Source organism: Acinetobacter johnsonii ANC 3681 (assembly GCF_000368805.1).
GTDB classification, from domain to species: domain Bacteria; phylum Pseudomonadota; class Gammaproteobacteria; order Pseudomonadales; family Moraxellaceae; genus Acinetobacter; species Acinetobacter johnsonii.
The window spans coordinates 1,500,292-1,523,050 of the sequence record NZ_KB849705.1 but is presented as its reverse complement, the minus strand read 5'-3'; the positions used below and the strand labels follow the sequence as shown (position 1 = coordinate 1,523,050).

At 39.3% G+C, this 22,759-nt stretch carries 20 protein-coding genes; 13 read left to right on the top strand and 7 right to left on the bottom strand.

Going from position 1 to position 22,759, the window contains the following annotated elements; all coding sequences use genetic code 11:
• Nucleotides 1–31 precede the first annotated feature (31 nt).
• The 3 genes from F946_RS11470 to F946_RS11460 all read right to left on the bottom strand — a co-directional run bounded on the left by F946_RS11470 (nucleotide 32) and on the right by F946_RS11460 (nucleotide 2,593).
• Complete coding sequence (locus tag F946_RS11470; protein ID WP_004982444.1) at nucleotides 32–286, bottom strand: YfhL family 4Fe-4S dicluster ferredoxin; 255 nt, start codon at nucleotides 284–286, stop codon at nucleotides 32–34.
• Between the two features lie 14 nt (nucleotides 287–300).
• The gene (gene trhP / locus F946_RS11465) at nucleotides 301–1,701 is read right to left on the bottom strand and encodes a prephenate-dependent tRNA uridine(34) hydroxylase TrhP (protein ID WP_004982443.1); all 1,401 of its coding nucleotides are present in this window, start codon (nucleotides 1,699–1,701) and stop codon (nucleotides 301–303) included.
• Nucleotides 1,702–2,164: 463 nt separating this feature from the next.
• The gene (locus F946_RS11460) at nucleotides 2,165–2,593 is read right to left on the bottom strand and encodes a Cd(II)/Pb(II)-responsive transcriptional regulator (RefSeq protein WP_004982435.1); all 429 of its coding nucleotides are present in this window, start codon (nucleotides 2,591–2,593) and stop codon (nucleotides 2,165–2,167) included.
• A 76-nt stretch (nucleotides 2,594–2,669) separates the two neighbouring features.
• Between F946_RS11460 and F946_RS11455 the strand changes: the two genes are divergently transcribed.
• The 7 genes from F946_RS11455 (at nucleotide 2,670) to F946_RS11425 (ending at nucleotide 12,193) form a co-directional block, all read left to right on the top strand.
• The gene (locus F946_RS11455; protein ID WP_004696060.1) at nucleotides 2,670–3,293 is read left to right on the top strand and encodes a cation efflux transmembrane domain-containing protein; all 624 of its coding nucleotides are present in this window, start codon (nucleotides 2,670–2,672) and stop codon (nucleotides 3,291–3,293) included.
• Between the two features lie 200 nt (nucleotides 3,294–3,493).
• Nucleotides 3,494–6,103, top strand: a complete 2,610-nt coding sequence (locus tag F946_RS11450; RefSeq protein WP_004982431.1) for a type VI secretion system Vgr family protein — start codon at nucleotides 3,494–3,496, stop codon at nucleotides 6,101–6,103.
• On the top strand, nucleotides 6,100–7,044 hold the full coding sequence (locus tag F946_RS11445) for a DUF4123 domain-containing protein (RefSeq protein ID WP_004982429.1): 945 nt from the start codon (nucleotides 6,100–6,102) through the stop codon (nucleotides 7,042–7,044). The genes F946_RS11450 and F946_RS11445 overlap by 4 nt, the downstream gene beginning before the upstream one ends.
• Before the next feature lie 8 nt (nucleotides 7,045–7,052).
• On the top strand, nucleotides 7,053–9,803 hold the full coding sequence (locus F946_RS11440) for a T6SS effector BTH_I2691 family protein (protein WP_004982427.1): 2,751 nt from the start codon (nucleotides 7,053–7,055) through the stop codon (nucleotides 9,801–9,803).
• A gap of 1 nt (nucleotide 9,804) precedes the next feature.
• The gene (locus F946_RS11435) at nucleotides 9,805–10,578 is read left to right on the top strand and encodes a putative type VI secretion system effector (RefSeq protein ID WP_004982426.1); all 774 of its coding nucleotides are present in this window, start codon (nucleotides 9,805–9,807) and stop codon (nucleotides 10,576–10,578) included.
• Complete coding sequence (locus tag F946_RS11430; RefSeq protein WP_171065418.1) at nucleotides 10,578–11,393, top strand: putative type VI secretion system effector; 816 nt, start codon at nucleotides 10,578–10,580, stop codon at nucleotides 11,391–11,393. The genes F946_RS11435 and F946_RS11430 overlap by 1 nt, the downstream gene beginning before the upstream one ends.
• Nucleotides 11,393–12,193, top strand: coding sequence for a putative type VI secretion system effector (locus F946_RS11425; RefSeq protein WP_004982421.1), 801 nt, complete (start codon nucleotides 11,393–11,395; stop codon nucleotides 12,191–12,193). The genes F946_RS11430 and F946_RS11425 overlap by 1 nt, the downstream gene beginning before the upstream one ends.
• Before the next feature lie 127 nt (nucleotides 12,194–12,320).
• Here the strand turns inward: F946_RS11425 and F946_RS11420 are convergent, their stop codons facing one another.
• A complete protein-coding gene (locus F946_RS11420; protein WP_004982414.1) occupies nucleotides 12,321–13,163 on the bottom strand; it encodes a hypothetical protein in 843 nt (280 codons plus the stop codon).
• A 251-nt stretch (nucleotides 13,164–13,414) separates the two neighbouring features.
• On the opposite strand from F946_RS11420, the gene F946_RS11415 reads away from it, so the two are divergent.
• Nucleotides 13,415–13,981, top strand: coding sequence for a TetR/AcrR family transcriptional regulator (locus tag F946_RS11415; RefSeq protein WP_004982412.1), 567 nt, complete (start codon nucleotides 13,415–13,417; stop codon nucleotides 13,979–13,981).
• A 387-nt stretch (nucleotides 13,982–14,368) separates the two neighbouring features.
• Here F946_RS11415 and F946_RS11410 read toward each other — a convergent pair whose 3' ends face one another.
• Nucleotides 14,369–15,169, bottom strand: a complete 801-nt coding sequence (locus F946_RS11410; RefSeq protein ID WP_004982410.1) for a DUF2071 domain-containing protein — start codon at nucleotides 15,167–15,169, stop codon at nucleotides 14,369–14,371.
• Between the two features lie 110 nt (nucleotides 15,170–15,279).
• Entirely contained in the window at nucleotides 15,280–16,059 is a 780-nt protein-coding gene (locus F946_RS11405; protein ID WP_004982408.1) for a ferredoxin--NADP reductase, read from the bottom strand.
• A 102-nt stretch (nucleotides 16,060–16,161) separates the two neighbouring features.
• Between F946_RS11405 and tsaA the strand changes: the two genes are divergently transcribed.
• The gene (gene tsaA, locus F946_RS11400) at nucleotides 16,162–16,872 is read left to right on the top strand and encodes a tRNA (N6-threonylcarbamoyladenosine(37)-N6)-methyltransferase TrmO (RefSeq protein WP_035326744.1); all 711 of its coding nucleotides are present in this window, start codon (nucleotides 16,162–16,164) and stop codon (nucleotides 16,870–16,872) included.
• 5 nt (nucleotides 16,873–16,877) lie between these two features.
• Here the strand turns inward: tsaA and F946_RS11395 are convergent, their stop codons facing one another.
• A complete protein-coding gene (locus F946_RS11395) occupies nucleotides 16,878–18,134 on the bottom strand; it encodes an MgtC/SapB family protein (protein WP_004982403.1) in 1,257 nt (418 codons plus the stop codon).
• Nucleotides 18,135–18,342: 208 nt separating this feature from the next.
• On the opposite strand from F946_RS11395, the gene F946_RS11390 reads away from it, so the two are divergent.
• From F946_RS11390 to F946_RS11375, 4 genes are all read left to right on the top strand, one after another.
• Nucleotides 18,343–20,100: a type IV pilus assembly ATPase TfpB gene (locus F946_RS11390; RefSeq protein ID WP_004982400.1), complete on the top strand. Its 1,758-nt coding sequence runs from the start codon at nucleotides 18,343–18,345 to the stop codon at nucleotides 20,098–20,100.
• Nucleotides 20,101–20,204: 104 nt separating this feature from the next.
• Nucleotides 20,205–20,567, top strand: a complete 363-nt coding sequence (locus F946_RS11385; RefSeq protein ID WP_004696098.1) for a NirD/YgiW/YdeI family stress tolerance protein — start codon at nucleotides 20,205–20,207, stop codon at nucleotides 20,565–20,567.
• A gap of 144 nt (nucleotides 20,568–20,711) precedes the next feature.
• Nucleotides 20,712–21,374 (top strand): response regulator transcription factor, encoded by a 663-nt coding sequence (locus F946_RS11380; protein WP_004982398.1) that lies wholly within the window; start codon nucleotides 20,712–20,714, stop codon nucleotides 21,372–21,374.
• Complete coding sequence (locus F946_RS11375) at nucleotides 21,374–22,711, top strand: sensor histidine kinase (RefSeq protein WP_004982395.1); 1,338 nt, start codon at nucleotides 21,374–21,376, stop codon at nucleotides 22,709–22,711. The genes F946_RS11380 and F946_RS11375 overlap by 1 nt, the downstream gene beginning before the upstream one ends.
• Nucleotides 22,712–22,759: the final 48 nt, after the last annotated feature.

Genomic DNA, 22,759 nt, shown 5'->3' with positions numbered 1-22,759 from the left:
GTACTCGGTTTCTTTTCTACTTTCCCCAAGGTTAGACGCTAAATAAGTTCAATCCTTTAAATTTTTCTAACAATTGTTGCTGTGTTTCAACGTGTTCTGGATGTGGCTCGATACAGGCAATTGGGCAAACATTGACACAGGTTTGGGTGTTATAAAAACCAACACATTCGGTGCAACGGCTGACATCTATTTCATAAATTTTATCACCTTCAAAAATAGCGGTATTGGGACATTCGGGAAGACACATATCACAGTTAATACAAGCATCCGTTATTTGTAATGCCATAACATTATCCCCTGTCAGCTTGCAACATAGGCCAATGCAGGCGCTGAAATGTCGGCACTTGAATGCGGTAAATTACGAATGAGCAGGGCATAGCGCATATCGACATCAGCAGGAACAGGTATTTCAACCACATGCCCTGAACCTTTCGCTTCAAGTATTGGATTACCTTTTTTATCGAGGATTTCTGTTAGTTTAAAAGTGACGTTGCCTGAAGTGGTCATGAGTTCGAGCACATCGCCCACTACAAAACGGTTTTTGACATCGACTTTCAAATAATCGCCATTGCGTTCCAAAATTTCACCGCAGTATTGTTGATGGTCAAAACTGGATGAACCATTTTCATAGTTTTGATATTCGCTATGTACGTGGCGACGTAAGAAACCTTCGGTATAACCACGATTCGCCAGACCTTCGAGTTGTGTCATGAGTGAGGCATCGAAAGGTTTACCTGCGAGAGCATCATCTATGGCTTTGCGATAAATTTGCGCTGTACGCGCACAGTAAAAATAAGACTTGGTACGTCCTTCAATTTTTAAAGAATGGATGCCCATTTGGGTTAAGCGTTCAACATGCTGCACCGCGCGCAAGTCTTTTGAGTTCATAAAGTAAGTACCATGTTCGTCTTCTTCAGCAGCAAACATGTCTTCATCATGACGTTGTAGTAATACGGGTTCATCGAACTGATGTTGTGCTTGCATATGCAGTTCATCAGCATCAGAGCTTGAACAGCAATTGGAGTCTGTCTTCAGATTCTGGACTGGGATTACATCACCATTTTCATCTTGCGTAGTCTCATGAACTTTGTATTCCCAACGGCAGGCATTGGTACATGCTCCTTGATTGGCATCACGTTTATTCATATAGCCTGAAAGCATACAACGTCCAGAGTACGCCATGCATAGCGCGCCATGCACAAAAACTTCAATTTCCATGTCAGGCACTTGCTGCTTAATTTCTTCAATTTCATCAATGGATAATTCACGGGACAAAATGACACGAGTCAGTCCCATATTTTTCCAAAACTTCACAGTAGCCCAGTTGACAGCATTTGCCTGAACCGAAAGATGCACATCCATGTCTGGAAAATGCTCGCGTACCATCATAATCAGCCCTGGATCTGACATGATCAGGGCATCTGGTTGCATTGCAACTACAGGTGTGAGGTCACGAATAAAGTTTTTGAGCTTTGAGTTATGGGGTTGAATGTTGACGACCACATAAAACTTTTTGCCTAAGCCATGCGCTTCTTGAATGCCGATAGCCAGATTGTCATGGTCAAATTCATTATTGCGCACACGTAAACTGTAACGAGGTTGTCCGGCATAGACTGCATCTGCACCATAGGCAAATGCATAACGCATATTTTTAAGCGAACCTGCAGGAGAAAGAAGTTCAGTAACGTGATGAATGCTCATGATTAAACTAAGGCATAAAAAAAATATGGGTTTATTGTAGGGCTTTAAAAAATAGATTCAACCTAGTAAACAACTCGGAATTTAAGCGGGGATAGACGCGAAAATCACACGTTCAAACGCTGGACTTGAGTGCTCAATTATAAATTATCTGGATCTATGGTTTTATGTAGCTAAGGATAGAAGTAAATTTAAATATCCTTGTTTTATAAAGTAAAAGATCGGTTATATAAAACTTACTTGAGGTTCTAATCATCAAAAAGCTAGAGTTCTTTGTGGCCTTTTATCCGAAATAATTAGGGATCATTTTTATTAGATTTGCTGTGAAGCTAGATTTTTTATTTGTGAATTTATTAAAAAATTAAAGAAAATAAATATAAAAATTCTGCATTGACTATGTAAGGCTCGGGTAAATAGATAGCAAAACCGAGTAATACCCATATTCTAAATTCTGCGTTGATGTGTTTTATGCATCTAACCCTGCTTCAAGATGCCTTAAAATTTGACAATCATCAATGGTTGATTGGGTTGCGCAAGACTGCCGAAGTTGTTGTAGTTGTATCTGAAATTTTTGCAATTCAATGATTTTTTGTTCGACTTGTTTTAAATGCTCATCGATCAGTTGATTGACAGCACTACAGTCTTGTTGAGGTTTTTGTTCCAGTTCAATCAGGTATTCAATTTCTTTGAGTGAGATATCCAGCGCGCGGCAACGTTTAATAAAGATGAGTCGTTTAAGTGCATCATCTTGATAATAGCGATAGTTATTGTCCCCGCGAAAAGAAGGCTCTAATAAATGCTTTTTTTCATAGAAACGAATGGTATCGGCACTTAATCCTGTTTTATGGACTAAGTCTTTCATCAAATAAACAGGAGATGAGTTTTGTTGATTCATTTTGCTTGACCTTAGAGCAACTCCATAGTTTTTAATCATAATAGAAAATGATTAGGTCTGAATAGAGGTTGTGTATATGGCATGTTCTTCTTGCAGTTGTGCACCCGCACCGCAAAAGCCAAATAGTAAGTTTAGAACGGCATTGTGGATAGCCTTATTTATCAATTTAGCTATGTTCGTGGTGGAGCTTATTGGTGGAGCTTATGCACATTCGTCATCCTTATGGGCTGATTCTTTAGATTTCTTTGGTGATGCAGTCAACTATGGTATTTCCCTAGCGGTGCTTGGTGCGAGTTTATATTGGCGGGCGACAGTGGCACTGCTCAAAGGCATGACCATGGCGTTGTTTGGCTTGGTGGTGATTGGTAAAGTGATTTATGCCTATGCTTTGGGAATTCCTCCTGAAGCTATGACCATGGGGGTGATTGGTGTGATTGCTTTGCTCGCGAATGTGGTTTGTGCCGTCATTTTATATGCCTTTAGAGAAGGTGACTCTAATATGCAATCGGTCTGGCTTTGTAGTCGAAATGATGCGATTGGGAATGTGGCAGTTATTTTTGCTGCAATAGGTGTTTTTGGTACAGGCAGTTTGTGGCCAGACATAATCGTGGCAGGCATTATGGCGACTTTAGGTATGACTGCGGGCTATCAAGTGGTGAGCAAAGCATTATCTGAGCGTAGATTACAGCTCGAGAATTAAGAAAAACGCTAAATTTTTTAATCAAAGTGAAATTATTTTCCATAAAAATGCTCCGCAGTTGCTCGGAGCATTTTGTTGTTTACATAATAAGAATAAAACTCTGCTCATTTGTCGGATTGATCTAGCTATAATGGCGCCTAATTTATGATCGCTATTTGCGATTAATGATGACTGAAACTTACTTTTTAAAAATATAGACGATGATAAATACAATCACTCAAGTGCTTGAGCAATTGGGGCTAAGTGCACAAAAGCGTGCCATTCATGCACAATTTTCACCTGCTGCATTAACTCATGACATCTTTTTGCAGCATATTGAAGGCACTCATGCATTAAACCAAGGTTTAAATGTTGAATTGATCTGCCTCTCAACCAATGCCCTGATTCCACTCAAACAATTTATCGGGGTACAAGTCGCGGTCGATCAGGTCACAGACCAAGGCACATTATTTCGCAGTACAGGGATTATCACCCAAGCCGAACAAGGACAAAGTGATGGTGCACTGACCCTGTATAAACTTCGCTTAGAAGACGCAACGGCACTTTGGCATAAACGTCGCAATAGCCGAGTGTTTATGAATAAAAGTGTGCGAGATGTCAGTGAAATACTCTTTAAGGAATGGCAGAGTAAAAGTCCGCTATTTGCTGCTAGCCTCAGTCTTGATCTTTCTGGTTTAAATACAGAGACCGATGTTCGTCCCTTCATCATGCAGTCAAATGAAACCGATTATGACTTTCTAACACGGCTTTGGCGCAGTGAAGGCATCAACTGGCTGATTGATGAAGCTGAACTCTATGTCCCTCATACTCGTCATCCGATTCAAGCCCAAAAACTGAGACTCTTGGATAACAACAGTCAGTTCCAAGCTTTAAAGCGTCGACAGATTCGTTTTCATCGTTCTAGTGCCACCGAACAACAGGACAGCATCATCAGTCTGAGTGCACAGCGCAGCCTGCAACCCACTGCAGTCCATATCCAACGTTGGCAAGCCGATCACCTGAGTCAAGAAGAAGGCGCAGGTTCAGTCCAAAGCCAGCATCAACACAGTACACAACAAGACAATGCTAGCCTCAGCCTAGAACAAGCGTGGCATATTAGCCCTGCATGGATGCAAGATTTAAATGGAGAAGATCAGGCGACCGCAGCATCAAACAGCCAAATTGAAAAACTCAATCAAACCCTGAGTCATGTCTACAACCAACAGGCAAAACAATTCACTGCACAGAGCACCGTACGTGATGCCCAAGTAGGGTATTGGTTTGAGTTACATGAACATCCTGAACTGGATCAACACAGTGATGCAGACAAAGAATTTCTGATCACTACCAAGACTTTTTATAATCAAAACAACTTGCCCAAAGATTTGAGTGAGCAAATTCAACATTTACTGAAACAAAGCCAATGGTCACTCAAAACCAGTGCAGTGCCAAGCGAACGCCAAGCCAACCACTTGAGTTTACAGCGTCGTCACATCACGACCGTTCCAGCGTATAACCCAATAGAGCACCGACCAGCCACACACCCACAGCGCGCCAAAGTCGTGGGACCAAGTGGCGAAGAAATTCATGTGGATGAATGGGGGCGGATCAAAGTTCGCTTCCTGTTTACCCGCAACGATGACCACAGCCATGATGGCGGTGCAGGCGCCAATGACAATGATACAGACTCGGCATGGGTTGATGTCTTGACCCCATGGGCGGGTGAGGGCTATGGCGCACGCTTTCTACCGCGCATTGGTGAAATCGTGGTGATTGATTTCTTTGATGGCAATCTTGACCGTCCCTTTGTGGTTGGACGGATTCATGAAGCGCAGCGCAGTCCAACGAAATTTGATCAGAAGGGGCAATTGCCAGAGACCAAGAAACTAGCTGGGATTCGCTCTAAAGAAGTAGGGGGGGAGGGCTATAACCAGCTCCGCTTCGATGACACTACGGGTCAAATCTCGACTCAACTACAAAGTAGTCATGGGACAACTCAGTTGAACCTCGGCAACCTCAGCCACCCCAAAGAAACAGAGACGAGTGAGGGGCGAGGAGAAGGCTTTGAGCTTCGAACAGATCAATGGGGCGCGATTCGAGCAGGTGAGGGGTTACTGCTCAGTAGCCATAAACAAGATCAAGCTGTTGGTACACATCTTGATGCACAACCTGCTAAACAGCAGTTGGAAGGCAATCAAAACAACGCCAAGGCACTGAGCGAAGTTGCCAAAAACCAGCAGACCGATGAAATTGAATCCGTTGAACAATTGAAAGCGTTTGCTGATGAAATTGAAGCTGATATTGCTAAGTTTAACAAGGCGATGCTGTTATTGAGTTCGCCAGCAGGCATTGGTCTAAGTACCAATGAAGATATTCATTTATCTGCTGATGGACAGATCAACCAGTTTGCGGGTGATAGCATAAATCTAAGTACGCAAAAGAATTTGATTGCCCATGTCAGTGGTAAAGCCAGTTTGTTTGCCGCGCAAGGTGGGATCAAGCAAGTTGCTGCCAAAGGTAAGTTTGAGATGTTGGCACAGGCTGATGGAATGGACTTATTAGCAAAACAAGGCATCCAGATTATTTCGACTGAAGATCGTATTGAGATCAGCAGTCCGAAAGAGATTGTGATTACTGCGGGAGGTTCTCAGATTAAGCTGGATGGTTCGGGTATTTTTCCTGTGACTGGTGGTAAGTTTGAGGTAAAGGCAGGGCAGCATTTGTTTATGGGTGGGGCATCGGTGAATGTCCCTGCAATTGATTTACCAGATTGTTCTGCGAAACAGACACAGGCAGCTCAAAATGGTTCAGCAAAGGTAGACTTATCATGAGTTTATCGATTTTTACAGCCATTCGAAATGATCTTGAACAGGATGGCTGTATTCCATTAGAACAGCAGTGTTTAAAACTTTTAAATCAATATGGACATCTGATCTTTTTATTGGATAGTACGCTTAACCCATCCATTTTTGATGATGTCGTAAATGCTTTAGCAAAAAAGAATATTGCATATATTCCTTTGGCGATCAAAAAAGATATGGTGACATCTGATCTTTTTCTGATCTGTATTGATGATCATAAAGTTTTCGAACAAGTAAAAGATGATTTATTACAGAACTTAATCCGCAATAAAGACATTGCAAATGACAGCTACTTTGTACATGGTTTTGGTACAACAAAAATAGAATCACTTGAAGAGTTAAGGGATCAGATAAGAAATAAACTGGTAGTGTCGGATCAAGGAAGAAAAATTTTATTCCGTTGGTATGATCCACGAGTATTGATCTATTTAAATGACATTTTAGAAGAAAAAAACTTAGTGAGTTTAGCGGATAACTTTGAAGTATGGCATTTCTTACATCCCACAGGATTTTATAGCATCGAATCTAGTGAAGAATGGACTCAGATTGAAAAACTACCTCTGCGTTCTTTAAATAAAGCTGAATCAATAGCATTGGATTTAGTTGAATTATCAAATAGTGTTTTTCAGCAACTTAATGATTTTAATGAAGTAGATATTTCACAATTAAATCCAGTAAATATCCATAAAACATTATTACAAGCTCATAATCATTATGGGTTAGAGAATAATTTAGACCTCGTGACTTATGGTTTATATGGGCAAATCATTCATCAAGATTTTATGACTCATCCTGTGGTTACCGATATCCTTTATACGCATTGTGTGCAGGGTGAGCTTTCATTTACAGATGCAATGGATTATCTGGATTCAGAGTTGTATTTAGTTATTCAAAAAGATTTAAATGTATAGGGTGTGATATGACAACAAATCAACAAACGAATTTGAAAACACCAAATGCTAGCAACTCTAAATTCAATGAGATGATTCAGCAGCAAAAACAAAAGCAAGCCAAGATTTTAGTTCCAGGAAAAGCTGAGTCTGTTGGGAGTATGAGTAATAAAACAAATGCTGAAAAGGTGAATAACAGAATAAAAACAAGCAATATTGCTAAGTCCGTAAAGCAGTCTACTCCTGCAAATGTACAAAATAATAGTCCAGGTCAATCACAAAAAGAGTGTTCTTTTTGTCGTAAAACGGGTTTTAATATTCTCCCTTTACGTTATACCGTGGTTAGAGGTAATGCACCTGCGTTACCAGCAACATTAGGGAAAAATGTTAAAGACATTCAGCTGAGTCATTTTAAATATGCAGTTGAGATGATTGATACTGGATATATATACCGTTTAGTAAAGCGAGCATCGGGTGCTTTGGAATGGGCTGGTTATTTAGTTACACCGAAAGGACATTTGTCTTATTTCCCTGTTGGTAAAGCAGCCCCTAAAAGTGTTCCTGAGTTTGCCTGCAAAGGTGCTGGACATAACTTTAACTCATCTGTGATTTCGGTAGAAAGTAATCCTAAAGATGAAGCAAAGGTCGCTTATATTATTCATACACATGTACCTATGAGTAAGGCAAAGCTGAGTGAATATGAAAAAAATGCAGAGAAGTTCGTAACCGAAGGGAAATGGCAGAAAGTTTTAATCAGTGCTGGAAATACACAAGAACATTGTATTGCAGCAGGTCAGTTTAAAACCACGGTTTATAATATAAAGAGTTTTGGTGAAAACCGTATTGATGCAACGCTGAATAAATTTAAAAATGAACCAAAGTCACTTGCTTGTATGGCATTGTATGATCCAGTTGGTATTACGAAAAAGTTGAACGAGGGTCGTAATAGTCAGTTTGGTAAATTAACAAAATATCTAGCTAAAAATGAAGAAAAGATTAGCAACGAGCACCGACTGCAATCTTCTCAGCTCGTAGATAGTATTAAAATGGTTGTTGAGAATAAGCTAATCAATCAGCAATTAAGCGCCCGAAGTCAAGTTGTTGATCTAAATGAAAAATTAGAATATGCCAGAGATAAAATGCCAAAATTTGGTTCGATGGATCAAAGAGAATATTTAAGTAAGGTCCAAGAAATTTGGGATCGTGCGCCTGCTGCTGAAAAAGATAAATTTCTTCAGCAACGGAATAAAAAATTTGCAGAGGGCGAGCAAAATTTAAAAGAAAAAATCATAACCCAATCTAAAGCTGAAGCTAAACTAACATGGGAAACTAAATATTCTCCAAAAATTAATTGGGATGCTAAAAAAGATTTTGATAAAGAAGTAAAAAAGCTAACTAATGAGGGTATTACACTTGCTCAAACTTATGCAAGTGATCATATTAAGTGGCTGAAATCTAATCATTTATTAAATGCATTTTATATTTATGACCAAACAATTTTAAAAGAATATGGTGCATTGTTTCATATACATGCTTTAGCTGTAATGGATGGAATGACAGGCTGTGATGAGGGGCAAGCATTAATGGAAAAATGGTTGGGGGTTGCAAAAATTTCTGACGATAATCTATATATGCGGGCTGTCACCTATAACCAAAAAAATTTAATTGATCAATATAATGCAAAAAGCTCGGAGATTATCTCTTTAACTTGGGATCAGACACAATCCAGTTTAAAAAGCTTAATTGCTGCATTTGTAAGTGCTGATCAGCTTTGGGAGCAATGGTTAGCTGATCCAAACAATAAAGTTAATAATCTAAAATGGTATAACCCAGCCAAATCCTTGCTCTGGATTTCAGAAATTACTAGAAGTGTGACTAAGTGGAGTCTGCAATATAACGTAAACCCGTTGATTGCAAAAAGTCTTGCGCGCGTCTCATTTATAGCTTATGCACATAGCTCGCTATTAACAGACAGGGTGCCAAAGTGGTCATTGCTCTATAATATAGATTTAAAAATGACAAATGCAGGGGCTCAGCTGAATACAACTGAGATTCAAAGGCGCTGGAAAAATGCAGGGCAGAATACCGCTGCACAAAAAATTAAAGAAATTCTAAGTAAATCTCCTGCTAGTGTAGCGCTGAGAATTTCGGCTATTGTTGCTTTATTTGAGTTAATGAATTTAGGAACACAAGCGGGCCTTTTTGCAGGTGATAAAAATTGGGAAAATGGTTTTAAAGTAACAGCTGGATTATTGGCATCTTCCGCAGCCGTTTTAGATGTTGCTGGTGGAGGGATAACAGCATTAAGTTTTGAAGAAAAAGCTAACCAAATTAAACGCTTTGGTGCATGGTTTGCAGTTGGTGGTGCTACATTTGGTTTTATTGCTGATACTACTGCATTAAGTAAAGAATATTTAGGAGATAAAAATGGTTGGTTAATTGCCTTACTTGCATCTAAGTTGATTCCATCTTTAGGGATGCTTGCAGTTAGTTTTGGGATGTTAATTCAATTACCAATTTTAAGATCAACAATGATTGAAATAGCTAGTAAAAATGCTTTAGTTAGTAAATTACTACTTGTTAATTTTATACGTGGTGCAGCTATGTTTAACTGGATTGGTATGGGTTTAACTGTCTTAGAGATTATTTTCAGAAATTATTATTTAGATAATGAACTTCAAAAATGGTGTGAAAAGTCGATATTTGGTTTTGAAGCTAATAAGTATAAATCTCTCGAAGAAGAAGAAAATGCATTTAGCAAAGCTATAGTGAGTATTTGATATGGAAGATGTACTAGTCATTAAAGGCAAGATAAGGAATCTTAAAATCGAAGAATCTAAGATTCATCCACTAAAGAACCTTAAAGTTCAAGCCGCTGGATCAGCAATATTAGGTACTTTGGCTGCTAGTAGTACATTGATGACTAACGCACCAGTCTTGATGATGGCAGCAAAAGGGGTAGATGCTAAAACATTTATTGGAGAAGTAGATGGCGTAAGAATTATAGGACAATTTACTACTGTTAAATTTAAAGAAAGTGATTCGCTTATTTGGGTAATAAGTGAAGAGAAAGAGCAAGGAAGGCACCTGGCATATTCTGTACTTGATCCAAAGACAGGGTTGCTTTATATGATGTATGAGATGGGGCGATCATTAAAGAATTTATATGTAAGTACTATAAAGTCAATTTTTTTTCTTTTTCTTTTTCTTTTTCTTTTCTTTTCTTTTCTTTTTCTCTTTTTAAACTTTTTAGATGGTGGTGGCGGAGATTATATTAGATATGGTGGAATAATATTTTTAAGCTGCTTTATTTTTTCCACTGTATTTATGCTAGGTTATATTACAATTGGAAACTCTATAATCTCATTATCAAAAATATCAGAAAGAATTTTTGATAAGTTAGGTTTTGAAAACCCTAAAAGTCAGGACTTTTTCCAAAAAAGTTTACTTGATATGGATGGTATGCATGCTAGTGTCATGGAATATCGAAAAAATTTAAAAGGCCCAGACCCTTATCCAGAAGATTATTTTGATAAGAAAAAAGTTAGTGAATGATGACTGGTCTACAATTAAACCTAAAACTGGTAGAAGGCCGGATCCATTCTTTAGAAAAAGCCAAATCCAAAATACCCGTAAATCAAAATGTGGGAGGAATCGCAACTGGCACCGCTTTTGCTGGTGTACTGGCTGAAAGTAGTTCGTTGCTTACCAGTGCTCCTATACTAGTGTTGGCAGGTAAAGCTAAAGATGGCATCACGTTTACAGGGGAAATATATGGACATTCTTTACTCGGGCAATTTACGATGGCTCGTTTTAACGAAAATGATGAACTGATAGCGGTAATTAATGACAAACCTGTAGATGGACGTTATCAGGTCTATGCCATTATTGATCCTAAATCAGGCTTATTATATATGATCTATGAAATGGGTCGTTCAATAAAAATGGGCTATAAAGCCATTATTATGCAGACTTACTATTTTACATTGTTATCATGGGGTTTTCTCTTTATTTTATTTTATTTTATTTTATTTTATTTTATTTTATTTTATTTTATTTTTAATTTTTCCTATTCTATGAACACCATTTTATACTTTCTAGAGATTGTGGGAATTTCTTTATTTGTTTCTGTAGAAATTTCTGGTTTTGTTAATTATTTTGGCTATAGGAAGTCATATGAAAATTTCGGAGCATTATCAGAGCAGATATTTGAAAAACTAGGTTTTGAACACCCTAAAGAGCAGGATTTTTATAATGATTTTTTAACTGATGATGGTGTTCAGATTAGTGTAATGAAATATCGTAATAAGTTAAAAGGTCATGACCCTTATCCAGAAGATTATTTTGATAAGAAAAAAGTTAAAGAATAATGACTGGCCTACAATTAAACCTAAAACTGGTAGAAGGCCCAATCCATTCTTTAGAAAAAGCCAAATCCAAAATACCAGTAAATCAAAATGTGGGAGGAATCGCAACTGGTACTGCTTTTGCTTGTGTACTGGCTGAAAGTAGTTCGTTACTTACCAGTGCCCCTATCCTAGTGATGGCAGGTAAAGCTAAAGATGGCATCACGTTTACAGGGGAAATATATGGACATTCTTTACTCGGGCAATTTACGACGGCTCGTTTTAACGAAAATGATGAACTGATCGCTGTAATTAATGACAAGCCTGTAGATGGACGTTATCAGGTCTATGCCATTCTTGATCCTAAATCAGGCTTATTGTATATGATCTATGAAATGGGTCGTTCAGTAAAAAAAGGCTATAAAGCGATTATTATGCAAACCTATTATTTTACTTTAATTTGTTGGGGTGGGATGTCAATAATGCTTTTACTTTTTTATATCTTTGATTTTAATTATTCTTGGGATTCTTTTCTATATTTAATAATGTGGATACTTATAAGTATTTTTATCTGTATTCCATTGATGGCTTTTGTAAATTATTTTGGTTATAGGAAATCATATGAAAATTTTGGAACTTTATCAGAGCAAATATTTGAAAAACTAGGTTTTGATGATCCTAAAGAGCAGGATTTTTATAATGATTATTTAATTAATGATGGAATCAACATCAGTGTTATGGATTATAGAAAAAATTTAAAAGGTCAAGATCCTTATCCAGAAGATTATTTTTATAAAAAAAGTGCGGTTGAAACTTTAAATTAAGCGTTGAGAAGACTTTTCACACAATGTTATTGACTTCAATACTTATTCCAGCATGACTTTTCATGTATGAATTGAATGATTTTTCCAAGCTTTAATATGTCATGTTGGACGAAATTTAGATTAAAGTTTAGCTTAATACCAAATTCATCTTGCTCCAAAAATTATTCCATAGACTTAAATATTCAGTTTGAAGTTGCTGGAAATACAGAGCCTGTTCAGGTTTATAGCATTGTGTGAATAGCACCCAAATATCGTCTTCATGATTGTCATCGTTAGCAAGGGTTGTATCACATGTTTCTGCAAGGCCATGACATGCATAGTAGCCTTGGGTAAATAAAGGATGATAGGCTGCGAGATTAGTTCTGAGTGCTTCACTAAACTTAATCACTTGTAATTCAGTACAAGCCAAAATAAGCAGCAAGTCTGCATAAGAATGAATATGTTCTTGAATAAATTGTGAGATTGCAAATGCTTCAGGCTCGGTCTGTTTTTGATCGGTGGCATTGAGTTCAAGTTGCTGCATCAGTTGAAGGAAATAGACCAAATGCGATTTAGAGGGCGAGCTTTTCTCAAGTTGGTGGGTATTAAAACCCAATTCATCTAGAAGATTTAGTGACAACAAATAACGTGCATATATCTTGGCTGCAATGCGGTCTTGTTCCAAGATATTGCTGTCGCGCTCAAGTTGCAGCGCTTGATACATAGCCATACTCAAAGCATCAGTGAAAATTTTAACAATGGCGGTAAAATAATTCAGATGAATAAATTTCAGTTGTTCAATGCTTAGTTGGCATTGATGCAGCCGTGTCAGTATCGGATGTTGGAATAAAATATGTTCAGCTGTCGTTTGCTTTAAATGGCTGATCGCTTGAGTATTGGCTGCCCATGACGCTGAGTTTAAGGATCGTTCAATAAAGCGCAAAACTTCTGCGCGGGTATGTTCAGACTGGGTGAAGGAGAGAGCATTCATATACGAGGTAAATTTTAATTGTCATCATTTTTATCATAGTGAAAAAGACTCGATTCTTCTAGTGTTTTATTTATCTTAAAATTCATATATTTCAAATGCTTATTTTAATATTGATATTGTTTCTTATAAAAAAACGGTGTTGATCTAAATTTGATATATAATATCGTCTTCAATCGATGTATTTCGTTTTCATGTGCTGTTCTTTTGGGTTAATGGCTTAATTTTAAAGTTTTGTGCATCAGGTAAAATAAATGTCAAAAAAAGAAGACATCATTAACACAGCGCTTAATCTCTTTAACTCACATAGTTATAATTCTATCGGTGTGGATCGGATTATTAGCGAGTCTGGCGTTGCTAAAATGACGTTTTACAAATACTTCCCATCTAAAGCTAAATTAATTGAAGAATGCTTAGTGACAAGAAACCAAAATTTACAGCAGTCGCTTGAAGCGACGATTGCTGAATGTGACCCAAGTGATTATCTCTCCCATATTCGTGCAATTTTTGAATGGTACCATGCTTGGTTTCATAGCGCGGATTTTAATGGTTGTATGTTCCAAAAGGCAGTTGAAGAAATTTCAAAAATTTATCCTTCTTCGCTACAGCCTGCAATTGATTATAAAGAATGGTTAAAAGGCAAGTTATGTCAGGCTTTGAATCGTCTAGGTGTGAAGCAGGATGAACAGTTGGCGGCTTTTTTATCCAGTATTTTGGATGGCATGACCATACAAGCGCAAATCGATCCGAACCAAGTGCATTTGGAAGATTATTGGAAGCGTGTGAATACTTTAATCCAAATGGAACTTTCAGCTGTCTAATGTATAAAATTTCATCTTAAACTTAACCCAATACACATTATATTGCTGGCTTAAATGAGTTTAAAATAAATCAAGTACAAATAAATAAGCGCGATAACGGTTAAGTTATCGCGCTTTGCTGATAATGATTATGTTCCATATCGCACATTATTTGACAATAATGCATGATATGAATATGAGCAACTTAATGTGCCTTCTTATATTTTTTGTACCCTCTGAATGTTTTCGGTCATTCAGTATTTCAGCAAAAATAGACAGACTTGTCTGTTTTGTTGAATTATAGAGACTTTGTGGAGAAAAACAACCAGTCTCTCATTATCTTAGCTGAAATTTATTCATCATGCTTAATATTCCTTAAAATATGTAGGGTATTTATTATTTGTTGCGTTATTTACCCAAATGATTTAAGCACCTTGGGGGTAAATAAATGGTAAATTCATTGATTGGTTCAATCAGAACACTATAGGGCTTGAGCTGATCTTCATAGCATACAAGATTGAGTCTTGCTAAAAGTTCAAAGCGAGCGTAATGCAGCGTTGCAGGTTTCGGATTTAAGCGACCATGCCACACGCGATAGCTGCCAAGTTTTCCATCGCGGCGATGGTAAAATCCTGCCAAAGGATGAGTCAAGAAGACCTGATAGCTTTCTAAATTGGGAAAGCCTTCAAAATGCCATTGGTCATGTTCGGACTGAGACAAATGTACATCTGAAGTGGCCCATGCCGATTGGGTACGCATTTTATATTGTGTATATCGACCCTCTACATCTTGCTGACAATCAAACTCAATCTGTGCAGGATGCCACGGTAGTTGCCAAACATAACGAGGAACGATCAGTGTCCAAGAGTCCAAAGTCGTTCCTAAAAACCAAACACAACGTTCCTGTGTCTCCTGATCAATTACGTAGATCCGATAATTGGTTTGCCCCATCGTGAATTTTGGGAAAGGGTAAACTGCGGAGCTGAAATCGACATCGATAAAGGGGACTACCGACATCAGTGCATCTTGTTTGCCTTGGTAGTGTACCGTGTCTAGCTTAAACCGTGCTGGAATGATTTCTTTAAAACGAGTAGGGTCAACGGCATAAGTAATGAGGGCAAAATGCTGGAGTTTGCACTGTATATCGAGGCCGCTGGGCTTGGGTTTCGGATGTAAATAGTCTTTAAATTTGAGTTCTGGAAAGGTCATTGGTTTAAATTCTAGATTTGTTATTTTTTTTAATATTAGATAAAACTATGCAAAGAGTAAATAAAAAAACCGAAGCCTAAGCTTCGGTTTTTTATTATATTTATACGATCTTATTTTTCAACGAATGCACGTTCAATCACGTAGTCGCCGAGTACACCCATACGTGGCGATTCTTTTAAACCATGTTGGTCTAGAAGTGCAGCAACGTCATCGAGGAATGCAGGGCTACCGCAAAGCATTGCACGATCCGTTTCTGGGTTGAAACGTGGTAAACCGATCTTCTCAAAAATCTCGCCAGTTTCAATCACAGTTGTGACACGACCTTGGTTTGGATAGTCTTCACGAGTAACCGTTGGGTAGTAAACCAATTTGTCTTTAATGCCTAATTCTTCAAAGAACTCATTGTTCGGAAGTTCGTCTAAAATGAGGTCTTGGTAAGCCAACTCAGAAATGAAGCGTGTACCATGAACCACAATCACTTTCTCAAAACGTTCATAGGTTTCAGGGTCACGAATGGTTGCCAAGAACGGTGCAAGACCTGTACCAGAAGAAAGCAGGTATAAGTTTTTACCTGGGTTTAAGTCATCAAGCACTAAAGTTCCAGTAGGCTTTTTAGATACCAAAATTTCGTCGCCCACTTTAACTTTTTGTAAAATAGAGGTTAACGGGCCATCAGGAACTTTAATTGAGAAAAACTCAAGTTCTTCTTCGTAGTTTGCGCTAGCGATAGAATAAGCACGCATTAACGGTTTGCCATTTACTTCAAGGCCGATCATCACAAATTGACCGTTTTTAAAACGTAGAGCAGTGTCGCGCGTCGTTTTAAAAGAGAATAAAGTATCATTCCAATGGTGGACGTGAGTAATCTTTTCGACGTTGAAAGCAGCCATTAAAGGTCTCAATAAATTATCAAATTAGAACAGGTTGCTATTCTAATCTAAAATCATTCTCGATAAACTGAATATATTTAATTGAGCTTATTAGAAAAAGTGATGATGACTGAGTTAACCTTGCCGATTATTGGCTATATGCACTCTTCTTATAAGGAAAAGTTTGGTATTCCTCGTCAGCCTAATTTGGTTCAAGTGGAATCGTATATTGAAATGTTAGCGCCCTATAATGATGTTCTAGCCTTTGAAGGGATTGAGGCATTTAGTCATTTATGGTTGGTGTGGCAGTTTCATGACAATAAAAATCCAGAAAAAACCCAGTTTCGCCCACAAGTTCGTCCGCCACGCTTAGGAGGGAATAAAAAAATAGGGGTGTTTGCTACTCGCAGCATGTATCGTCCTTCACCGATTGGTCTATCGGTGGTAAAGCTCAAGTGTGTCAAAAAAGAAGGGAGGTCTGTTCGAGTGTATGTCACAGGAAGTGATTTGCTAGATGGCACCCCGATTGTCGATATTAAACCCTATATTCACTACTCAGATGCCGTTATAGATGCAGAAAGTGGCTATGCGCAAGATGAACCTAAACGTAAATTGGTGATATGGTCGGATAGGGCAATCGAACAGAAGCAGCAGCTCTTGATGAGTGGGAAATTGTCTGTACAGACTGTACAAGAACTTGAAGCCGTTTTATCTTTAGATCCACGACCTGCGTATCAGGATGATGAAGCGCGGGTATATAAAATGAAATTTGCTGCTGTTGATATCGCTTTTACAGTGGGTGAAACTACAGTGAATATTACGGCCGTAGAATGAGAGTCTTAAAGAGAGAAGCTCCAATACAACAGCCCAATCAAAACCATCATATGCAAAATCTGAATCGGGGCAAAAGCTATAAAGTATTGCTTACCACCTGTTAAGGCGGCATTAACGGATTTGGCAACAGCGTGTGCAGCCAAACCTAAGATAAATGCAGACATTGCTGCCGTGTCTGCTGGTGCTCCTTGCATGACCACAGTTGCCATCGCTGCATGGATTTCAAATAAAGAAGCCAGCAAAGTCCCTGCTATTAAACCTGCATCTCCCAGCCAAAGGTTAAGTCCATACACACCCGCTTGGATGAACGTCAAAGTCAGGGCAATAATGCCAGCCTCTTTTAAGCTAAACATGCGTGAATCAGTGGGTTGATGTTGTTCTTGTGCAGGGGCAGATCGTACCAACGCATAAGCACAGATCCCTAAAAGGACACTTGCTACAAGGGTCGGAAGCAGTATGGTTTTGAGCCAAAGTATACTCACACCTGCGACTATAATTAGTAGTTGTAACAAAGTGGCAATACAGGACATAAGGGCCGCACCTGCATTGGGTTTGGCCAGTGCTCGACCTGCACGTACTTCCATACCTAAGCTGGCAACAGTCGCTGTACTGGATACAAAACCTGAAGCGATTGCCGATAAAATCATGGCATTTTTTGTGCTCAGTAGTCGTTTGGCAATATGTGCAAGCGCTTGAACAGCAAGAATGAGCGTGACTAATTTTAAAATAATATAGGGATTCAGCACAGCACCCCATAAAGGCGTATTCGGCGTTAAGGGCAAGGCAATTAGAATCAGTGCTAGAAGAAAGATACCGTCTTTAAACTCTGCCTCAGTAATCCATTTCCCCGCAATGCTGTGCATAGGATGTTTGGTCATTAAAATAATGGTCAGGAGCACGGCTAAACCTGCAGCAAGTGATGTATTCCATAAGCACATGGCACCAATAAAATAAGTCATGACAAAGGCAAGTTCAGTGGTTGAACCCAAATCTTCTGTTTGGTTTTTCATTGAGAATATAACGATGCCGCCGATGATCAGCGCACCGACAATGCCAATACTGACACCAAATAAAAAACAAATAGCACCGAGGAGTGCACAAATTGCAAAGGAGCGTAGTCCTGCAAAGCTCTGTTGGTTTTCACGTTGTTTACTTCGTTCACGTTCTAAACCAATCAATAGGCCACAGCCTAATGCTGAAGCCAAGGTGATGAGGACCTCAGATAAAGCTAAGCTGTTGATGGAAATTGCGCTGAAGTCCAAGCCTATCTCACAAAATCTAATGACCTGTCTAAAATATAGGCGAATGCTGAAGGTGGATTCAAGTTAAAAGAGCAAGATTTGTGAGTAAATTCGTGATTATATTGATGAGCTTGGCTACTCCTCGATATTTGTAGGATTTGCTTATGCTTTGTGCGAATGAATACAGAAAATCTTGCTATAGTGGGGTTATGTTTGGGGACGTATAACAATGAATTTTAATTTTGAAATTGATACCACTTGGTGCTTAGATCAACTGTTTAAAGATGGGCGAATTACTGAAAAAGAAAAAAATCTAGTACAAACCTCGCACCGTCAACGCGATCAATTGAAGTGGCATCCATTACAGTGGATTGCTCATTTTAATCTGGTGGATCAGTTGCATCCACAGTCGAGACTGACATTAAATCGGCTGTGTCAATGGTTAGCCGAAAAGACCCAATTACCGTTTTATGTGATTGATCCACTCAAAGCCGATGTGCAAGCTTTGACTTCGGTGATGTCTCAAGAATTCGCCTTTCGCAATAAAATCTTGGCTGTTGAAGTTCAGGCCAATCAAGTGTTGATTGCAACAGATCAGCCGTATATGAAAGATTGGATCGCAAATTTGGAGCACAATGTTGCACCAAAAAAAATCCAGCGTGTATTACTCAGCCCTGAACAATTACAGCGATATATGGTCGAGTATTATCAGGTGAGTCGTGCTGTCAGTAACTCCCAGAAGTCTGGGAGTTATGAGCGTGATAATAAAGGCGTTGAAGCACTTTTACAGTTGGGCGATAGTCAAAACCCTGATGCGAATGACCAACACATTGTTAAATTAGTCGACTGGGTTCTACAGTTTGCTTTTGAGCAAGGTGCCAGTGATATTCACTTAGAACCACGTAAAGACAATGGCAAAGTTCGTTTCCGTATTGATGGGGTATTGCATACGATTTATAACATGCCAGCCAATACTTTAACCGCGGTGATTTCGCGGATTAAAATTTTAGGTCGAATGAACGTGGCAGAGAAACGTAAACCACAAGATGGACGTTTAAAAACACGGACACCGAAAGGGCAAGAAACAGAACTGCGTCTTTCGACTTTACCGACTGCTTTTGGTGAAAAGTTGGTGATGCGTATTTTTGACCCTGAAGTTTTAGTGCGCAGTTTTCAGCAGTTGGGTTTTGAAGGGCATTTGCTCAGTGATTGGCAAGCACTGACCTCGCATAGTCACGGCATTATTTTGGTGACAGGGCCAACAGGTTCAGGTAAAACCACTACGCTTTATTCGTCCTTAAAACAATTAGCTACCGAACAGGTGAACGTCTGTACCATTGAAGACCCGATTGAAATGTTAGAGCCGAGTTTTAACCAAATGCAGGTGAATACAGGCATTGATCTTGGTTTTGCTGATGGTGTTCGTGCACTGATGCGTCAAGACCCTGACATTATTATGGTCGGTGAAATTCGTGACCATGATACGGCCAATATGGCGATTCAAGCAGCACTTACAGGGCATTTAGTGCTGTCAACTCTGCACACCAATGATGCACCTTCCAGTCTAACGCGTTTGCATGATTTAGGCGTACAACCGTTCTTAACTGCGGCAACCATTTTAGGGGTATTGGCACAGCGTCTCGTGCGTCGTTTATGTCCACATTGTAAAGTTGAAAAGCAAATCAACAGCCAAGAATGGGAGCATCTGACTTTTGATTACATCATGGAAATGCCTGAAAAAGTCTTTACCGCAGTAGGATGTGAAGAGTGTCGGCAAACGGGTTATAAAGGACGAGTCGGTATTTATGAATTTATGCCTGTGAGTTTAGAGGCCAAGCAACTGATTGGTGCCAATGGTGACTTGACTGCACTGCGTCAACAAGCCAAAAAAGAAGGCATTGAGCCTTTAAGAATTGCGGGGGCACGTAAAGTTTTAGAAGGCGTCACCACGCTAGAAGAAGTGTTACGTGTCGTCCCACTCAACTAATAAGCGTTTAATGCGTTACTTGAAGCTTTCTTAAGATTCAGCTCATCTAGTTTTGGTTTAATCACTTCATCGAATAGGTGAACAATTAAATAGAGGTAGTAGATATGAATATGATGATGAAAGCGTTATTGGTTGCTGGTGTTATTGGTTCAACGACTGTCGCTGTAGCAAACACCGCAGTGAACCAAGCGGCAGTTGCTGCTTCAACACCAACTACGGTTAAGCATGCGTTAACATTAAAAGATGACAGTCACGTCCAGTTAAAAGGTTATGTGGTCAAAGCCATTGGGGATGAGAAGTATGAATTCCGTGACCAAACAGGTTCAATCACTGTCGACATTGATGATGAACTATGGGGTGGCAAAGCGATTTCAGCTAAAACACCTGTAACCATTATCGGTGAAGTGGATATTGACTACAAACCAGCAAAACGCGTTGAAATTGATGTAGATCAGGTGAAATTCTAAATACGCTAGTTCAAGCTCAATTCAATTTTGATTGGACTTTCTTAAAAAACCACAGGGCTTCGATTGGATCTTAGCCCTGTGGTTTTTGTATTTTGAGCCATTTCACGGCATGATCTAAACAATCGTAATAAGGCAGGTTAAGCAGTGCGGATATTATTGGCAGAAGATGATGCCTCTCAAGCTGAGAGTATTAAAACTTGGCTTGAAATGGATGGCTACAGTGTCGATTGGGTGGAACGGGGTGACCATGCCATTTTAGCCATTGAACAGCATCACTATGACTGTGTGCTTTTAGATCGTGGTTTGCCGCATGCCACAGGCGATGACATTTTGCTGAAAGTCCGTGGCAAGAACCTCTCGACGCCTGTGATTTTTTTAACAGCGCGTGACAGTATTCGAGATCGAGTCGAAGGTCTAGACTTGGGCGCCAATGATTATTTGGTCAAACCTTTTAGTCTAGAGGAATTATCTGCTCGAATTCGCTTACAACTTCGACAGCAACAGCATAGCAGCTCGCAGGTATTGAGTTATGCCAATATCCAACTCGACCCACAAGCCAAAAGTGTGACTCAAAATGGTCAAGCTGTTAATTTAACTGCCAAAGAGTTTCAAATTTTGCATAAATTGATGCTCAAGCCCGAATATGTTGTTACGCGGGAACAACTTGAGGAAAGTCTTTATGCATGGGGCGATGAAATCGAAAGTAATGCGATTGAGGTCTTTATTTATCAATTACGAAAAAAACTCGGTAGTCAGTGTATTAAAACCATACGTGGTTTGGGCTACAGAATGAATCAGGACACATAATGGCTCAGCCAATTTCACTGCAGCGTCAGCTTGTTAAAAGTTCGCTCCTCAGTTCGATACTGGCGGGGCTTTTGGCATTGCTGATGTTTATTGGGGTGTCGGTTTATCAGACCATGACTATGCAAGATGAAATCATGGATGAAATGGCCGATATGTTGCTGGCAGATGATTTAACGGTCAGCAATGGTCAAGCCTTGGCAGAGCTTAGTGATGAATTCGAAATTCGCTATCGACTCGATAATGCACAGCAACTTTTGACTGCATCCGAAGATGTACCTGAAAAAATTACCGTTGATCATTTGAGTTTGGTTTCAGATGCACCTTATGGTTTTTATTGGTCAGAGCATAAACTGTGGCGTATTTATACTGCGCAGGATAATCACGGTTTACAGGTTCAAGTGACCCAGTCGATGTCCGAACGTTTCCATGCCTTTTGGCAAAGCATCCTAGTTTTCAGCGGTGTGTTGTTTTTAGTGTGGTGTGTACAGTGGTTGTTGATGCATTTTGCCATTCGACGTAAATTTCGGGTGATACATCAAGTTTCAGAGCAAATTTCAAATAAATCGGTCAATGATTTAGCACCTATTTCTATGCCAGAACCTGAGCTGATTGAGTTGCAACCGATGCTGTCTCAACTGAATGCCTTATTGGCGCGTTTAGACCAAGCTTTAGTGGCAGAGCAGCGCTTTACCGCGGATGCTTCACATGAGCTACGTTCTCCACTTTCTGCGATACAAATGCGACTTCAGGTGCTCAAGCGCAAGTTTCCTGAACTTGAAAGTGAGTTCAAACCGATCCAACAAGATGTCAGTCGTGGAGTACAGGTGTTGGATAATTTGTTGTTGCTGGCGCGTCTAGACCCTGAGCAAAAGGAAAGCTTGGCGAAGACTAAGTTTGACTTCAGTCTGCTAATGCTGGACGTGATGAAAGCTTTACAGCCTTTTGCGGACTCAAAACAGATTAAAATTAGCGCGGTGCTTGCAGAGCAGGTTTATGTATTGGCCAATGAGCAGCTCTTATTTAGCGCACTTCGCAATTTGCTCGACAATGCCATTCGCTATAGCCCCGAGCAGGCACAAATTTTTATCAATCTCACGATCGAAAAACAGCATCTCAGACTGAGGATTGAAAATAGTGGACACGGTGTCGACGCTGCGGTTATCCAGCGTTTAGGTGAACGCTTCTATCGGGCTTTAGGTACAAAAACACAAGGTTCAGGCTTGGGCTTATCGATTTGTCAGAAAATTGTCGATTTACACGCAGGGCAGTTGTTATTTAGTCCATCCGACTTAGGCGGTTTAAAAGTGGAACTGCTGTTAAATACGCTTGAGACTTAGATATGCAGATTGTGATCTGTGATAAAAACAGCATAAATGATCAAACTT

Coding starts and splice junctions, on each gene's coding strand:
- F946_RS11445 (WP_004982429.1), top strand. CDS start 6,100: ATGAGTTTATCGATTTTTACAGCCATTCGAAATGATCTTGAACAGGAT.
- F946_RS11390 (WP_004982400.1), top strand. CDS start 18,343: ATGAATTTTAATTTTGAAATTGATACCACTTGGTGCTTAGATCAACTG.
- F946_RS11375 (WP_004982395.1), top strand. CDS start 21,374: ATGGCTCAGCCAATTTCACTGCAGCGTCAGCTTGTTAAAAGTTCGCTC.
- F946_RS11460 (WP_004982435.1), bottom strand. CDS start 2,593: ATGAATCAACAAAACTCATCTCCTGTTTATTTGATGAAAGACTTAGTC.
- trhP (WP_004982443.1), bottom strand. CDS start 1,701: ATGAGCATTCATCACGTTACTGAACTTCTTTCTCCTGCAGGTTCGCTT.
- F946_RS11385 (WP_004696098.1), top strand. CDS start 20,205: ATGAATATGATGATGAAAGCGTTATTGGTTGCTGGTGTTATTGGTTCA.
- F946_RS11440 (WP_004982427.1), top strand. CDS start 7,053: ATGACAACAAATCAACAAACGAATTTGAAAACACCAAATGCTAGCAAC.
- F946_RS11415 (WP_004982412.1), top strand. CDS start 13,415: ATGTCAAAAAAAGAAGACATCATTAACACAGCGCTTAATCTCTTTAAC.
- F946_RS11430 (WP_171065418.1), top strand. CDS start 10,578: ATGACTGGTCTACAATTAAACCTAAAACTGGTAGAAGGCCGGATCCAT.
- F946_RS11455 (WP_004696060.1), top strand. CDS start 2,670: ATGGCATGTTCTTCTTGCAGTTGTGCACCCGCACCGCAAAAGCCAAAT.
- F946_RS11435 (WP_004982426.1), top strand. CDS start 9,805: ATGGAAGATGTACTAGTCATTAAAGGCAAGATAAGGAATCTTAAAATC.
- F946_RS11410 (WP_004982410.1), bottom strand. CDS start 15,169: ATGACCTTTCCAGAACTCAAATTTAAAGACTATTTACATCCGAAACCC.
- tsaA (WP_035326744.1), top strand. CDS start 16,162: ATGATGACTGAGTTAACCTTGCCGATTATTGGCTATATGCACTCTTCT.
- F946_RS11470 (WP_004982444.1), bottom strand. CDS start 286: ATGGCATTACAAATAACGGATGCTTGTATTAACTGTGATATGTGTCTT.
- F946_RS11450 (WP_004982431.1), top strand. CDS start 3,494: ATGATAAATACAATCACTCAAGTGCTTGAGCAATTGGGGCTAAGTGCA.
- F946_RS11420 (WP_004982414.1), bottom strand. CDS start 13,163: ATGAATGCTCTCTCCTTCACCCAGTCTGAACATACCCGCGCAGAAGTT.
- F946_RS11425 (WP_004982421.1), top strand. CDS start 11,393: ATGACTGGCCTACAATTAAACCTAAAACTGGTAGAAGGCCCAATCCAT.
- F946_RS11405 (WP_004982408.1), bottom strand. CDS start 16,059: ATGGCTGCTTTCAACGTCGAAAAGATTACTCACGTCCACCATTGGAAT.